Below are 13,822 nucleotides of genomic sequence, written 5' to 3' on the forward strand. Positions count from 1 at the left end.
ACGGCCGCAGCCACCGACCGGCCCGTCCCAGCGGCCACCGCGTCCGCCGCCAACCCGAACGCCACCGACAGCCCGACGGCCGCCGGCCCCGCGCCGGCAGACTCCTCGGCCGCAGCCCTCGCGGCGGCCGGGCCGGCACCGCAGCCTGGTAGGCCCGTACCCCAGGCTGGCGGGCCGGCACCGCAGCCTGGCGGGCCGACACCACAGACTGGCGGGCCGACACCACAGGCTGGCGGGACCGCTGGTGGGCCGGCAGCACAGCCTGGCCAGCCGGGGCAGCAGGCTGGTGGGCCCGGTGCGGACGGGCCGGCTGACGGGCCGGCGCGGCCGATTGCCGAGTCGCCGTGGGCGTACCCGCCGCAACGCCCGGCCGGCACGGCCGCGCCCGCTCAGGACGAGGCCGGCGCGACGCCCCCGATTCCGCCTCCGCCGGTCGTCCCGCACGCCGGTCCCGCGCAGGCATACCCCGGGCAGCCGTTCACCCCGACCATCCCCGGCCAGGCCGGCCCGGCGCAGATTCCGCCGCCGCCGGACGTGACGCAGTTCAGCAACCCACCGCACGGCCTTGCCGCACCGCAGCACGCTCCTGGGCAGGACGGGCCGGCGAGCACGCCGCCCGGGCCGTTCCCGCCCTCGCCGGGTTGGTACCCACCGCCCTGGCAGCAGGGCTCGCCCGGCGGCACGCCCGGGCAGCCGTACCAGGAGGCCGACGGGGTGACCCGGATGCCGGCCCCCGCGTACCCGGACGCGACCGCATACCCGGACGCCAGCTGGACACCGGACACCACCGCCGCACCGACCGCCGAGGACTTCGCCCGACGCCGCCAGGTTCGACCCGCCGACCCGGTGGCGACCATGGGTGTACGCGCGGTGGTCAACAAGATGGGCCTGCTCCGGCTCTCTCCGGGGCGGCACGAGCAGGAGCTCAAGCGGGACATCGAGATGGTGCGCCGCAACTTCGGCGGCCTGCGGCAGGTGACCGTGGTCAACCCGAAGGGCGGCGCCGGTAAGACGGTGGCCATCCTGCTGCTCGCGATGACGTTCGGTCAGAAGCGCGGCGGCTACGTGCTGGCCTGGGACAACAACGAGACCCAGGGCACTCTCGGGATGCGCGCCCAGCAGGACTTCCACTCCCGCACGGTGCGGGACATGCTGCGTGACCTCGGGCAGTTCCAGGGCGCGCACGGGCGGGTCGGCGACCTGTCGCAGTACGTCCGTTCGCAGGGCGAGGGGATGTTCGACGTCCTGGCCTCGGACGAGTCGGCGACCGGTGGCGAGATGTTGACGGCTGCCGCGTTCGCCGAGATCCGGGAGGTGGTCAGCCGGTTCTACAAGTTGATCTTTGTGGACACCGGGAACAACGTCCGGGCGCAGAACTGGCAGGCGTCGATGGACGCCACCGACCAGTTGGTGGTCACCATGTCGGCCCGTAACGACTCCGCCGAGACCGCCGCCCGGATGCTCGACCACCTGGAGCAGAGCGGCCGGCAACGGCTGGTCCGTCAGGCCGTGACTGTGGTGTCGATGCCGCCGTCCCGCAAGGAGATCGACCTGCCGGCCATCCAGGAGCACTTCGCGGCCCGCACCCGGGCGGTGCTGCTGGCCCCGTACGAGCGGCTCATCGACAGCGGCGAGCCGATCCGGTACGGCGGGCTCTCCTCGGCCACCCGGGACGCCTGGCTGAAGATCGCCGCCGCGGTCGCCGAAGGGCTTTAGGGCCTGCGTCAAAGCCCAGACCCGCCGACGGCCGGCCCGATGTCGGGCCGGCCGTCGGGGCGGGGTCAGTTGCTCGCGAGCGCGTCCGCCGCTGCCGGGTCGCAGTCGCGCAGGAACTGGGCACAGCGGGCCGCCTCGTCGGCCTCGCCGATCTCGTCCGCAGCGCGGGACAGCACGTAGAGGCAGCGGAGGAAGCCCCGGTTGGGCTCGTGTGACCACGGCACCGGGCCGTGTCCCTTCCAACCACTGCGGCGCAGCTGGTCGAGCCCCCGGTGGTAGCCGGTGCGGGCGTACGCGTACGCCGTCACCACCTGGCCTTGCGCGAACGCCCGCGCCGCGAGCTCCGCCCAGGCCGCGCTGTAGGTCGGGAAGCCGGCCGCCACGTTGGCGTACGCCTCATCGGTGCCGGCCTCGTCGGCGGCGGCCAGGGCGGCGTCGGCCTCGTCGTTCACGGGCAGGCGGGTGGCCGGTGGCTCTGGCAAAAGGTTCTGCATCGCCCCATTCAACCCGCTGGACAGGGCGACACGCGAGCGGGTCGGCCGACGTGTCCCGCTGAACGGCTGAGGAGTTGGTCACGCCTGCGGCCTATGCCGCTGCCTGGTGTTTTCCACTACAACTAATAGTCCGGAGCCTCCCCAGGAACCGGTTATGCAGGAGCCCGGTGGCCACGACCATCGGGCTCCTGTCGGTTCCACCCCTGGCCCGAGGTTTGACCGGCCCTGGCGGAGGGGCAGGATGGCCGGGTGCCGACCCCACCTCCCGCGGACGTCATCGAGCCGCACCTGCACGCCGGTGAGATTCAGACCCAGGCCGAGTTCGACCAACAGCTGACCACCGGTCGGCTGACCGGGCTGACCGTGCAGGGCCTGCGGCTCGACCTCGCGCCGGTGCCCGACCTGACCGGCGTCGACGTCGCCGGCACCCTCTTCGTCGGTTGCCGGTTCGCGTCCCGGGACGTGGGCGCCGACCTGGTCCGGCGTGGCGCGAACGTGGTGCCGCCGTTCTCCGGGTTGCCGTACCCGACCCAGCCGACGCACCTCTACACCCCGGACGACCTGGCCGCCGGGTTCGCCGAGGGCGGGTTCACCGGGATGTACGACACCCGGGTGTACGACCACTACCGGGCGCACGGCGGCGCGCTGCCGGACGTCAAGGAGGCGCTGGGTCAGCGGCTGCACGACCACGGCGTGGACAACGCGCTGGCCGACGCCACCCGGGTCTGGCTGGCCGCACACGGGCCGCAGTCGGTGGTGGGCATCATGGGCGGGCACGCGGTGCGGCGCGGCAGTCCCGCGTACCGGATGGCGGCCGTGCTGGGTTGGGAGCTGGCGCGGGCCGACCGGCTGGTGGTGACCGGCGGCGGCCCGGGTGTGATGGAGGCCGCGAACCTCGGCGCCTACCTGGCGGACCGGCCGGCGACCGATGTGACGGCGGCGATCGACCTGCTGGCCACCGCCCCCGACTTCACCGACCACCACCGGTACACGGCCACGGCGCTGACGGTCCGCCAGCGGTACGCGGGGGTGCCCCGGCAACGTGGCGACGACCTGGGCTGGGCGCGTGCGGGTGGTCTGGCCATTCCGACCTGGCTGTACGGGCACGAGCCGGCGAACCTGTTCGCCGGGCGGATCGCGAAGTACTTCTCGAACGCGATCCGGGAGGACACCATCCTGCGCCTCGCCCGGGGCGGCATCGTCTTCGCGCCGGGGCGGGCGGGCACGGTGCAGGAGGTGTTCCAGGCGGCCACCAAGACCTACTACGGCACCGACGGGGCCAGCGGGGCTTACATCTTCCTGGACCGCGCCTACTGGACCGTCGAGCTGCCGGTGGAGGCGCTGTTGCGTCCGCTGCTGGCCGCGTCCCCGTTCGGTGACCTGTCGTCGACGATTCACCTCACCGACGACGTTCGCGAGGCCGTACGCCTGCTGACGAACTGACGACGACGGCCGACCCCCCGTGCGGGGAGCCGGCCGTCGGGGTGGGACGTCGTTACTTGGTCATCGTGGTGCCGGTCGAGCGCAGGTGCTCGCAGGCCTCGACGACCCGGGCGGCCAGGCCGGCCTCGGCGGCCTTGCCCCAGGCGCGCGGGTCGTACTGCTTCTTGTTGCCGACCTCGCCGTCGATCTTCAGCACGCCGTCGTAGTTGCGGAGCATGTGGTCCACGACGGGCCGGGTGAAGGCGTACTGGGTGTCGGTGTCGATGTTCATCTTCACCACGCCGTAGTCCAGAGCCTCACGGATCTCGCTCAGCAGGGAGCCCGAGCCGCCGTGGAAGACCAGGCTGAGCGGCTTGTCCTTGCCGTACTTGGCGCCGACGGCGTCCTGGATCTGCTTGAGGATCTCCGGACGCAGCTTGACGTTGCCCGGCTTGTAGACGCCGTGCACGTTGCCGAAGGTCAGCGCCGCCATGTAGCGGCCCTTCTCGCCGAGGCCGAGCGCCTCGACCATGGCCAGGCCGTCATCGGTGGTGGTGTAGAGCTTGTCGTTGATGGCGTTCTCGACGCCGTCCTCCTCGCCACCGACGACACCGACCTCGATCTCAAGGACGATCTTGGCCTTGGCGGCCTCGTCGAGCAGCTGCGCGGCGATCTGCAGGTTCTCCGCGACCGGCACGGCCGAGCCGTCCCACATGTGCGACTGGTACAGCGGCTCCTCGCCGCGCTTCACCCGCTCCTGCGAGATGCCCATCAGCGGACGCACGAACCCGTCCAGCTTGTCCTTCGGGCAGTGGTCGGTGTGCAGGGCGATGTTCACCGAGTACTTCTTGGCGACCTCGTGCGCGTAAGCGGCGAACGCGACCGCGCCGGTGACCATGTCCTTGATCGAGGGGCCGGAGAGGTATTCGGCGCCACCGGTGGAGACCTGGATGATGCCGTCGCTCTCCGCGTCGGCGAAGCCCTTGAGCGCTGCGTTCAGCGTCTGGGAGGAGGTCACGTTGATCGCGGGGTACGCGTACCGGCCAGCCTTGGCGCGGTCCAGCATCTCCGCGTAAGCCTCGGGGGAAGCGATGGGCATGTGATGCGCTCCTTACTTACCACTCTCGGCCGTGCTGGCCGCTGTTCTTCATTTGTGCGCCGGACCGCGCTGTCCTCCACCCGGAAGTATCCCGTAGGTGAGGTGCGCCGGAACAACCGACCCGGGTGCTAGCCGTTCACCGGCGGTCCAGGTTGTCCGGCACGATGACGCTGATCAACCAGGTCACCACGGTCATCACGATGGCTCCCCAGAACGCCGGCCAGAATCCGTCCACCTGGAACGGCAGGTCGAGCCCGCTGGCGATCCGGTCGGTGAGCATGAACAGCAACGCGTTGACCACCAGCGCGAACAGGCCCAGGGTCAGCAGGTAGAACACGCAACCGACGACCCGGATCACCGGTTTGAGCACCGCGTTGATCACGCCGAAGATCAGCGCCACCACGATCAGGGTGAGCACTGTGTTGCCACCCGAGCGGCCGTGCACGTCCACCCCGGGCACGATCAGCGTGGTTATCCACAAAGCGACGGCGGTGATCGCCAGTCTGATGAGGAAGCCCACGGCACCATCCTGGCATCGGGTCGCGTCGCCGAGGGCTGATTCCGCCTACTCCGCTTCCGGGCGGTGTGCCCGCCCAGCCCGTACGGTGGGTGGGAACCGTGCCCCGAGACCCCCGGGAGGGACGATGGGTCAGCCCGACGAGGACTTCACCCCCGGCGACCACCTCACGCCCGACGAACGCGACCCCGAGACGGACCCGGCCGACGCTGTCGATCAGGCGACGGTCGCCGGCCCGGCCGACGTCGACAGTGAGCCGCACCGCGGCCTGGAGGTCGACGACTGGGACGCGATGGAGCAGGCCCGGGTGGTCACCGGGGACGAGGACGACTACCGCTGATTCCGGCTGCCCATTGCGACAGGGGTGTTCACCCGTTCGGGTCATTAGACAAATATCGATCCGAGAGGGTTACCGGAGGGGTCGTGGCGTCCCTAAGTTGGACGAGCGCCACCTGCATCCCCACGGGAGGACCCCCATGCTCAAGCACTCGCTCCGCTGGCTGACCGGGCTCGGCGCCGCAGGCGCGTTGATCGCCGCCTCCGCCACCCCCGCCGTCGCCGCACCCGCGATCGAGCCCTACTTCCAGGACGCCACCCTTGCCATCGGCTCGGAGGCGACCATCCGCGGCCTGTTGCTGTACGCCGATGAGCCGACGGTCCTCAGCGACGTCTCCGTGCGGTACGACTACCGCTCCCTGGCCGACAAGATCACTGTGACTCCTGCCGACGGCCAGAAGTGCACCGCGCCGGAGCCGGGCGTTCTCGTCTGCACAGAGCCCGCCGATGTCGTCCTGTACGAGATGCCGCCGCTCGGCAGCGGGATCTACCGCAACGGGGCCAAGCGGGTGCACCTCGGCCTCACCGAAGATGCGCAGCTCGGCGACTCCGGCGACGTCGCGGTCAGCTTCCAGGCGGCCGGGGGACGGCGCGGCAGCTACACCTCCCGGGTCCGGGTCGGCGAGGGCGTCGACCTGGCCGGCGGGGAGTTCACCAGCCTCTCCGCCAAGCCGGGGGGGAAGTTCACGGTGCCGCTGGTCGTGGTCAACGCCGGCGACAAGACCGTCACCGGATTCGTCACGGTCTTCGACCTCCCCTACTCGATCCGGACCAAGGACCGGTTCAGCAACTGCAGCTACTCCGACGGCCACCTGGTCTCCTGCCAGTTCGACGTGGACATCCCGGTGGGCACCGGGCTGGCCACCACGCTGAACCTCGAACTCGCCAAGGACACCTACGCGCCGGCCAACCACTCCGGCTACGCCCAGTTCATGACCGTTGCCGATTTCGAGGACCTGACCCGGGTGCGGGAAGCAGTCGGCGCCCGGGCGGCCACCCCCGGCAGCGGCCCGAAACTGACTCTGGCCAAGGCGCCCGGAGCAACGCGGCAGGCCGACCAGACCGACGTCGGTCCGGGCAACGAATACACCGGGTGGACCGTCAAGGCGACCGGCACGAACGGCACCGACCTCGCGGCGATCGGCGCCACGCTCAAGGGCACGGCCGGCACCGTCGTCACGGCCACCGTCGGCTTCCGGAACAACGGCCCGGCGACGCTCGACAACGTCAGCGAAGAGTACGAGGCCGCCACCCACACCGACGTCGAGCTACCGCCGGGCACCACCGCCGTCGAGGTCCCCGGCAACTGCTGGTTGCGGCAGGACGCCACCCGCACGTACCTGTGCGCCTCGGAGATGCTCCTGGTGGCCGGGAAGACGTACACCATGAAGTTCCGGCTGCGCATCGACAAGGTCATTCCCAACGCCCGCGGCGCGGTACGGGTCAACGCGCCGTGCGAGTGCCCCGCCGGCGGCGGCTTCCAGGACGACATCAAGCCGGCCAACGACAGGGCCACCATCGTGGTCAACGCGGCCCAGGGCGGCGGTGGCCAAGGCGACGGTGGCGGTGGCGGTGGCGGTGGCGGTGGTTCGCTGCCCATCACCGGCGCCCCCACCAACCTGATCGCCGGCATCGGCGGCCTGCTGCTCCTCGCCGGTGTGGGCAGCTACCTGCTCGCCCGGCGCCGCGACACCCGCTTCGGCGCCTGACCGACCCCGCCTACCGGTGCCCCGCCGTCCCCTAGCTGGACGGCGGGGCACCGTCGCGAATTCCCCGTCCGTCATCGTGCGGGGTTGACCTGCTCCGGGTGCTGCGCCACCCACTGCGCCAACCGATCCTCGCGCAGAGCGGCGAGGAACGCCCGGCCCTGCTTCGGGTCCAGCGGCAGCAACGTACGGTCATCCACCGGCTGGCCGACCGGGAGGCTGAGCCCCACCGGGTCGACGCTCTTCAGCTTGGGCAGCACCGCCACCAGCCTGGTCAGTGGCAGGCCGTCGTCGTCGACCGCCAGACCCTTACCGGGGACCGACAGCAGTGCGTTGAGCCGCACCGGATTGGTCAGCACGTCCTTGGCGACCGCCGCTCGGATCAACCCGGCGACATAGCGCTGGGCGTTACGGTCCCGGTCCAACGCACCATCGGGCAGGTACCGCCGTTGCCGCAGCAGGTCCACGGAGGAAGCTCCGTCGAGCCGCTGACAGCCGGCCGGAAAGACCCGGCGGGTGTGCCAGGAACGAACCTCCTCCGGTAGGCAGACCTCCACCCCGTCGACAGCGTCGGTGATCCGGCGCAGCCCGGCGAAGGTGAGCACCGCGCCGGCGTCGACGCGTACCCCGGTCAGGTCGGCGACCACCTGGCGGGTCAGGTCGTAGCCGGCGTCCAGGTCGGGCCGGGGCTCGCCGGCACCGCTGTGGAACGCCCTGTTCAGCTTGTCGATCCCCCGGCCGGGGATCGACACCTCCAGGTCGCGCGGCAACGAGATGAGGTACGGCCGGCTCCGGTCCGCCGGGATGTGCACCAGCAGGACGGAGTCCGCCAACCGGTACGGCGGTTGCTCGCCGAATCCGTCCACGCCGAGCAGCAGGACATTCAGCGCCCCGGACTGCGCGTCAGCCGGTTTTCCCGACATCAACGGATCCGCAGCTGGTCGATCGGGTCGCAGCTGCGGCACCCCGACTCCGAGCGCGCCGAGCAGGGCCAGCGTGACACCAGCGGCCTGGAACCGCTGCCGGCGACGACGGCGGACAGCGGCGAGCCGGTCGATCGCGACCCGCAGCGGGCCGGTCGACGGGGTCAACGGTTCGTGCCGGGCGAACGCGGCATGCAGGTCATCCTCGATCATGTTCACGCCTCCACGTACTCGGCCCGGAGCGTGGCCAGGGCCCGGGAGATGGACGAACGGACGGTCCCGACGGCACAGCCGAGGATGTCGGCGATCTCGACGTCGGGCAGGTCCTCGTAGTAGCGCAGCACCAGAGCAGCCCGCTGCCGACGCGGCAGCCGGGACAGCCAGGACCAGACCTGGTCCCGGTCCACGGCGGACTGGGCGTGGTCGGTGGGCACCGGCACCGATGCGTCGGGCTCCCCGCGCAGCAGCACCCGGCGCACCCACGAGCCGCGCCGCCAGTCGACGTACTGGTTGGTGAGCATCCGGCGTACGTAACGCTCGGGCGAGTCCGCGCGGGCGACCCGACGCCAGTTGAGCTGGACCCGGACCATGGTCTCCTGGACCAGATCCTGAGCCTGGTGTGGTTCGCCGGTCAGCATCACCGCGTACCGCAGTAGCGGGGCCAGCCGCGCGTCCGCGAACTCCTCGTACGTCACTGCACCTCCCGGGGGTTCCTGCCACAGATGACGGAAGCGGACCGACCGAACGTTGCGGTGACTCTGATCAACCTTTTGGTTGGTCTTATCCAGTCGACGGCTCCGAGGGCTGCAATCAGCCTTAGCGATTCCTTAAGATCCGCAGGCTCCACCTGATCCCCCAACTGGAGGAACCCCCTCATGCTCACCCACTCCACCCGGCGTTGGCTCGCCGGACTGGGCGTAGCAGGCGCGTTCGTCGCTGCCTCCGCCAGCCCGGCCGTCGCCGCCCCGGAGGCGCCCATCGAACTGGGCGTCTATTTCAGCGACACCACGATTGCTGCGGAGTCCGAAGGCAAGATCGACTCCCCCCTCCTGTTCGCCTCCGAGCCGGTGGTGGTCGAAGGCCTCACTGTCACCTACGACTACCGGGACCTGAGCGGTGTCGTCCAGGTCAAGCCCGAATCGTCGAGCTTCGACTGCAAGTCGCCGGAGGCCGGCGTTCTGGTCTGCACCGACCCCTTCGAGATCGGTCTCGAGGAGTGGGCCTTCGGCGGCCTCTTCGAGGTGGCCCTGACGCCGGCCGCGAAGGCTGCCGACGGCGACACCGGCAACCTCAAGGTCACGGTCAGCGCCGAAGGCCTCGCTCCGGCCAGCCACACCGCCAAGCTGCGGATCGGCGAGGGCGTCGACCTGGCTGCCCCGGGCGAGGAAACCAACATCTCGTCCGCTCCTGGCGGCACGTTCAGCGCTCCGCTGACGCTCAGCAACGCTGGCAAGACCACCGCCAAGGGAGCGGTCGCGGTCTTCGACCTCGACTACGCGATCCGCCCCGACAAGCAGTACAGCAACTGCACCTACGAGGACGGTCACCTGCGGACCTGCGCCTTCGACGAGGTAACCGCCGCCGGCAAGGCCCGCTCGGTTTCGCTGTCCTACGTGCTCGGCAAGGACACCTACGCGCCGGGCAGCGAGTACGGCTACTACAACTGGATGACGATCGCCGAGTTCGAGGACTTCAACGCCTACCTCCAGGCCGGGGGCATCTCGGTTGGGAAGCCCGGTAACGGTCCGGTCCTGAGCCTTCCGGAGGTCCCGTCCGAGATGGGGGCGCGCGGCTTCCAGGCTGACACCGACCCGATGAACAACTGGTCCGGCATGAACGTCAAGGTCACCGGCAAGAACGGCACGGACCTGGTGGCGGTCGGCGGCCAGCTGACCGGCAAGGCCGGCGACGTGGTCACGGCCTCCGTCGGAGTCCGCAACGACGGCCCGGCCGCTCTGGACTTCGGCCGCTCGGGCACGCCGGTCACCAAGATCGACATCGCCGTTCCGGCGGGCACCACCGCAGTCGAGGTTCCCGAGTTCTGCGCGCCGCTCAACGGCGACGAGCAGGACTGGGAGAACGCCGGCAAGCCGGGCGCGAAGCTCTACCGCTGCTACCCGGACATCTTCATCGGTGTCGGTGAGAAGCAGTTGGTCGACATCGGCCTCCGGATCGACAAGGTGATCGAGAACGCGGCGGGCACCGTCACCATCAACGCCAAGTGCGAGTGCGACGGCTTCACCGAGGACCTGAAGCCGGCCAACGACGTCGCCAAGATCCTGGTCAACGTGGCCGGCGGCACGGGCGGTGGCGACGGTGACGGTGACGGCGGCACCCTGCCGATCACCGGTCAGTCCACCGGGCTGATCGCCGGCCTCGGCGCGCTGCTGCTCGCCGCGGGCGCCGGCGGCTACCTGGTGGCCAAGCGCCGCCGGACCCGCTTCGTCGCCTGACCCATCCCGCACCACCGGTGCCCCGTCGACCACCACGGTCGGCGGGGCACCGTCGTTGGACCCCACGACGCCGGGACGCTGTCGGTTGGACCCCAGGGCGCGGGGACTCTGTCGTCGGACCCCACGACGCGGGCGGGTGGTGACGGGCCGGTCCGGCGCGGCCGGGGCCCTGGGCTTCGGTACCCTTTGTGGCCGTGGACACAGCTGAGAAGACCCGCGCTCTCGTGGAGAGCGTCGCCCTGAACCCGCTCGATCCCAAGGATCTGTTGCAGACCTTCGGGCTGATCGGCGTGTGGGTGATCCTCTTCGCCGAGACCGGCCTGCTGGTGGGCTTCTTCTTCCCGGGTGACTCGCTGCTGTTCCTCGCCGGGGTCGCCTCGTCACCGGTGGCGGACGCGATCTTCGGCGACGGCACCCGCCTCTCGCTTGCCGGCCTGCTGATCGGTGGGCCGATCTGCGCGATCGCCGGCGCCCAGCTGGGGCACTGGCTCGGCGCGCGGTACGGCCGGCCGATGTTCGAGCGGCCGAACTCGCGACTCTTCAAGAAGGAGTACGTGGAGAAGGCCGAGTACTACTTCCAGAAGTTCGGCCCGGCGAAGGCCGTCGTGCTGGCGCGCTTCATTCCGATCGTCCGGACGTTCCTCAACCCGGTCGCGGGCGCGCTCGGCATGCCGGCCAGGAAGTTCCTGCTCTGGAACATCGTCGGCGCGGTGCTCTGGGTGGACGGCATCCTGCTGATCGGCTACCTGCTGGCTGAGCAGATCTACCAGGCCATCGGCGACAAGATCGACCGCTACATCCTGCCGGTGGTGGCCCTGATCATTTTGATCTCGGTGCTGCCGATCTTCTTCGAGTTCCTGCGCGACAGGCGGGCTCGTAAGCGCGGCGAGGCGGTCGCTGTGGTCGCGGCGGCCAGTGCCGCTGGTGCCGTGGAGGCGGCCCGCGAGGCGTTCGACCACGACGGGCACCAGCACGGCCATCAGCGCCCGGAGCACGGTCAGGACCGTTGAGCGGTACGACGACGGCCGGCCCCCTGGCAAGGGGGTCGGCCGTCGGCATGTCGAACCCGGCCTCCGGTGGTGCGACCGGGGACGAGCAGGTGTCAACCACCGGTGGCGCCACCCCTGGCTCGCCACCGGACGCCGCCCCGGCTCGGGACGGCGTGTAGTGCCTACGTCAGCGGGCCTTCTTGGTGGCCCGCTTACGCGGCGGGGTCAGCAGGTCGGCGATCGTCGCGATCGCACTCGGGACCAGGCTGTAGTACGCCCAGACACCGCGCTTCTCCCGCTGCAACAAGCCAGCCTCGGTGAGGATGCGCAGGTGATGACTGACCGTCGGCTGAGAGAGGCCGAGCGGCGCCGTCAGGTCACAGACGCACGCCTCGCCCTCGGGGGCCGACTGGATCAGGCTGAGCAGCCGCAACCGAGCAGGATCAGCAAGGGCCTTGAGGACCCCGGCGAGACGCTCGGCATCGGCACGTTCGATCGGCTCGCCGTTTAGCGGCGAGATCTGAGGCATAGTCATTTCGGCCAACGCAGTTCCCACGTATTCCATCCTTCCACCAGCAGCATCGATCCGCCTGCATATCAGCAGATCCGAATCGGCAGACTTTTACGCCACAAGGCCGAGGTCAGCCAACGTATAGGCCGCCCGGTACGGCAATCCGGCGGCTCGCACCGCGTCGCCGGCGCCTCGATCAACAATAACCACAACGCCCACGACTTCCGCCCCGGCCTCGCGAAGCGCCTCGACAGCGGTCAAAACACTTCCGCCCGTCGTGGATGTGTCCTCCACCGCCAACACTCGGCGGCCAGCCACCTCCGGTCCCTCGATCCGCCGCTGAAGACCGTGAGCCTTGCCCGCCTTGCGCACCACAAAGGCGTCCAGGGCCCGGCCGGTCGGAGCGGCGGCGTGCAACATCGAGAGCGCGACAGGGTCCGCGCCCAGGGTGAGGCCCCCAACGGCGTCGAACTCCCAGTCGGCGGTGAGGTCGAGCATCACCCGGCCGACCAGAGGAGCGGCCCGGTGATGGAGCGTGACGCGCCGCAGATCCACGTACCAGTCTGCCTCGCGCCCCGACGAGAGCACGACCCGCCCGTGGACCACAGCCAGGTCGGTAATGAATTTACGCAGGTCGTCGTGGTCCCCCATGGCGATAGAGGTTACTGCGCAACTCTGAACGCCGCGTGCGGGGTCCACCCTGATCAGCCCGGAGGGGAACCGATGACTGGCGATGCTCGACTACGCTCAGCAACTGGCCCGACAGCGGCGCGCCAACGCCGTCCCACCACCGCCTGGGGGTCGACGGGCCGGTCGAAGCTCAGCGCTCGTCGCGACCGATCCGGCCGCGGGTGTCCCGCGCGACCGCCTGGAGCAGCCGCCGCGGCGCGTGTCGCATGCCGGCGACGACCACCTTGTACTTCCACGCCGGGATGCTGACCATCTTGCCTTTGCGCAGGTCACGCAGGGCTTCGTCCACCACATCCTCGGCCCGCAGCCACAGCCACTCCGGCGTCTTGGACATGTTGATGCCGGCCCGCTGATGGAATTCGGTGCGGGTGTAACCGGGGCAGAGGGCCATCACCTGAACGCCGAACGGCCGCGCCGACTGCCCGACGGACTCGCTGAAGTTGGTGACCCACGCCTTGCTGGCCGAGTACGTCGATCCGGGCATGGCCGTACCGAAACCGGCGACCGAAGAGACATTTATCACTGCCCCATTTCGCCGTTCAGTCATCGATCGGAGCGCCGCCAGGGTCAAACGCATGACCGCGTGCACGTTGAGTCGCAACAGTCGCGCCTCGTCCTCCGCCGTGGAGCGCAGGAACGGTTTGTTCAGGCTGATCCCCGCATTGTTGACCAGCAGGTGCACCGGGCTGCCGTCGGCGAGCCGCTGCTCCACGGTGGCGCAGCCGTCGTCGGTGGACAGATCCGCCGGGATCGTCTCCACCTCGCGCCCGTACGTGGAACCCAGCTCGGTGGCCAACTCGGTCAGCCGCGCCGCGTCGCGGGCAACGAGCACCAGGTGCCAGCCGTCGGCGGCCCGTCGTCGCGTTAACGCCGCGCCGATGCCGGCGGTGGCCCCGGTGATCAGGGCTCGGCGCTCGGCAGTCGTGGGGTCGAGCGTCACGAAGTGGTCCTCACCTGGGCGGGTAC

General features: G+C 70.3%; 14 protein-coding genes. 6 read left to right on the forward strand and 8 right to left on the reverse strand.

The window, feature by feature from the left end:
- Positions 1-1,716, forward strand: a 1,716-nt coding sequence (locus DLJ58_RS34010) for a chromosome partitioning protein (RefSeq protein ID WP_244218755.1), incomplete at its 5' end; no start/stop codon positions are given.
- Between the two features lie 65 nt (positions 1,717-1,781).
- Here the strand turns inward: DLJ58_RS34010 and DLJ58_RS02870 are convergent.
- Positions 1,782-2,210 carry a DUF3151 domain-containing protein gene (locus tag DLJ58_RS02870; RefSeq protein ID WP_124853720.1) on the reverse strand — a complete coding sequence of 143 codons (429 nt, stop codon included), beginning with the start codon at positions 2,208-2,210 and terminating at the stop codon, positions 1,782-1,784.
- A gap of 249 nt (positions 2,211-2,459) precedes the next feature.
- On the opposite strand from DLJ58_RS02870, the gene DLJ58_RS02875 reads away from it, so the two are divergent.
- The gene (locus DLJ58_RS02875; RefSeq protein ID WP_158629538.1) at positions 2,460-3,653 is read left to right on the forward strand and encodes an LOG family protein; all 1,194 of its coding nucleotides are present in this window, start codon (positions 2,460-2,462) and stop codon (positions 3,651-3,653) included.
- A gap of 52 nt (positions 3,654-3,705) precedes the next feature.
- On the opposite strand, the gene fbaA is transcribed toward DLJ58_RS02875, so the two are convergent.
- Complete coding sequence (gene fbaA, locus DLJ58_RS02880) at positions 3,706-4,731, reverse strand: class II fructose-bisphosphate aldolase (RefSeq protein WP_124853722.1); 1,026 nt, start codon at positions 4,729-4,731, stop codon at positions 3,706-3,708.
- Positions 4,732-4,867: 136 nt separating this feature from the next.
- Positions 4,868-5,251 carry a phage holin family protein gene (locus tag DLJ58_RS02885; protein ID WP_124853723.1) on the reverse strand — a complete coding sequence of 128 codons (384 nt, stop codon included), beginning with the start codon at positions 5,249-5,251 and terminating at the stop codon, positions 4,868-4,870.
- Between the two features lie 124 nt (positions 5,252-5,375).
- Between DLJ58_RS02885 and DLJ58_RS02890 the strand changes: the two genes are divergently transcribed.
- The gene (locus DLJ58_RS02890) at positions 5,376-5,588 is read left to right on the forward strand and encodes a hypothetical protein (RefSeq protein WP_124853724.1); all 213 of its coding nucleotides are present in this window, start codon (positions 5,376-5,378) and stop codon (positions 5,586-5,588) included.
- Between the two features lie 136 nt (positions 5,589-5,724).
- Complete coding sequence (locus DLJ58_RS02895) at positions 5,725-7,293, forward strand: LPXTG cell wall anchor domain-containing protein (RefSeq protein ID WP_124853725.1); 1,569 nt, start codon at positions 5,725-5,727, stop codon at positions 7,291-7,293.
- 71 nt (positions 7,294-7,364) lie between these two features.
- On the opposite strand, the gene DLJ58_RS02900 is transcribed toward DLJ58_RS02895, so the two are convergent.
- Positions 7,365-8,426 carry an LCP family protein gene (locus DLJ58_RS02900; RefSeq protein WP_124853726.1) on the reverse strand — a complete coding sequence of 354 codons (1,062 nt, stop codon included), beginning with the start codon at positions 8,424-8,426 and terminating at the stop codon, positions 7,365-7,367.
- A 2-nt stretch (positions 8,427-8,428) separates the two neighbouring features.
- Entirely contained in the window at positions 8,429-8,908 is a 480-nt protein-coding gene (locus DLJ58_RS02905; RefSeq protein WP_091396148.1) for a SigE family RNA polymerase sigma factor, read from the reverse strand.
- Positions 8,909-9,088: 180 nt separating this feature from the next.
- Between DLJ58_RS02905 and DLJ58_RS02910 the strand changes: the two genes are divergently transcribed.
- Positions 9,089-10,666 carry an LPXTG cell wall anchor domain-containing protein gene (locus DLJ58_RS02910; RefSeq protein ID WP_124853727.1) on the forward strand — a complete coding sequence of 526 codons (1,578 nt, stop codon included), beginning with the start codon at positions 9,089-9,091 and terminating at the stop codon, positions 10,664-10,666.
- Positions 10,667-10,854: 188 nt separating this feature from the next.
- Complete coding sequence (locus DLJ58_RS02915) at positions 10,855-11,676, forward strand: DedA family protein (protein ID WP_124853728.1); 822 nt, start codon at positions 10,855-10,857, stop codon at positions 11,674-11,676.
- A 166-nt stretch (positions 11,677-11,842) separates the two neighbouring features.
- On the opposite strand, the gene DLJ58_RS02920 is transcribed toward DLJ58_RS02915, so the two are convergent.
- The 3 genes from DLJ58_RS02920 to DLJ58_RS02930 form a co-directional block, all read right to left on the reverse strand.
- The gene (locus DLJ58_RS02920) at positions 11,843-12,220 is read right to left on the reverse strand and encodes an ArsR/SmtB family transcription factor (protein ID WP_030332125.1); all 378 of its coding nucleotides are present in this window, start codon (positions 12,218-12,220) and stop codon (positions 11,843-11,845) included.
- Between the two features lie 57 nt (positions 12,221-12,277).
- Positions 12,278-12,817 carry an orotate phosphoribosyltransferase gene (gene pyrE / locus DLJ58_RS02925; protein ID WP_091396156.1) on the reverse strand — a complete coding sequence of 180 codons (540 nt, stop codon included), beginning with the start codon at positions 12,815-12,817 and terminating at the stop codon, positions 12,278-12,280.
- 169 nt (positions 12,818-12,986) lie between these two features.
- Positions 12,987-13,796, reverse strand: a complete 810-nt coding sequence (locus DLJ58_RS02930; protein WP_124853729.1) for an SDR family NAD(P)-dependent oxidoreductase — start codon at positions 13,794-13,796, stop codon at positions 12,987-12,989.
- Positions 13,797-13,822 lie beyond the last annotated feature (26 nt).

Origin of the sequence: Micromonospora arida, assembly GCF_003857035.1 — a bacterium.
GTDB lineage: Bacteria > Actinomycetota > Actinomycetes > Mycobacteriales > Micromonosporaceae > Micromonospora > Micromonospora arida.

Bases quoted from the DNA above. Each gene is read 5' to 3' on its own strand.
- DLJ58_RS02870 (WP_124853720.1), bottom strand. From the start codon at position 2,210: ATGCAGAACCTTTTGCCAGAGCCACCGGCCACCCGCCTGCCCGTGAAC.
- fbaA (WP_124853722.1), bottom strand. From the start codon at position 4,731: ATGCCCATCGCTTCCCCCGAGGCTTACGCGGAGATGCTGGACCGCGCC.
- DLJ58_RS02890 (WP_124853724.1), top strand. From the start codon at position 5,376: ATGGGTCAGCCCGACGAGGACTTCACCCCCGGCGACCACCTCACGCCC.
- DLJ58_RS02895 (WP_124853725.1), top strand. From the start codon at position 5,725: ATGCTCAAGCACTCGCTCCGCTGGCTGACCGGGCTCGGCGCCGCAGGC.
- DLJ58_RS02900 (WP_124853726.1), bottom strand. From the start codon at position 8,426: ATGATCGAGGATGACCTGCATGCCGCGTTCGCCCGGCACGAACCGTTG.
- DLJ58_RS02910 (WP_124853727.1), top strand. From the start codon at position 9,089: ATGCTCACCCACTCCACCCGGCGTTGGCTCGCCGGACTGGGCGTAGCA.
- DLJ58_RS02920 (WP_030332125.1), bottom strand. From the start codon at position 12,220: ATGGAATACGTGGGAACTGCGTTGGCCGAAATGACTATGCCTCAGATC.
- pyrE (WP_091396156.1), bottom strand. From the start codon at position 12,817: ATGGGGGACCACGACGACCTGCGTAAATTCATTACCGACCTGGCTGTG.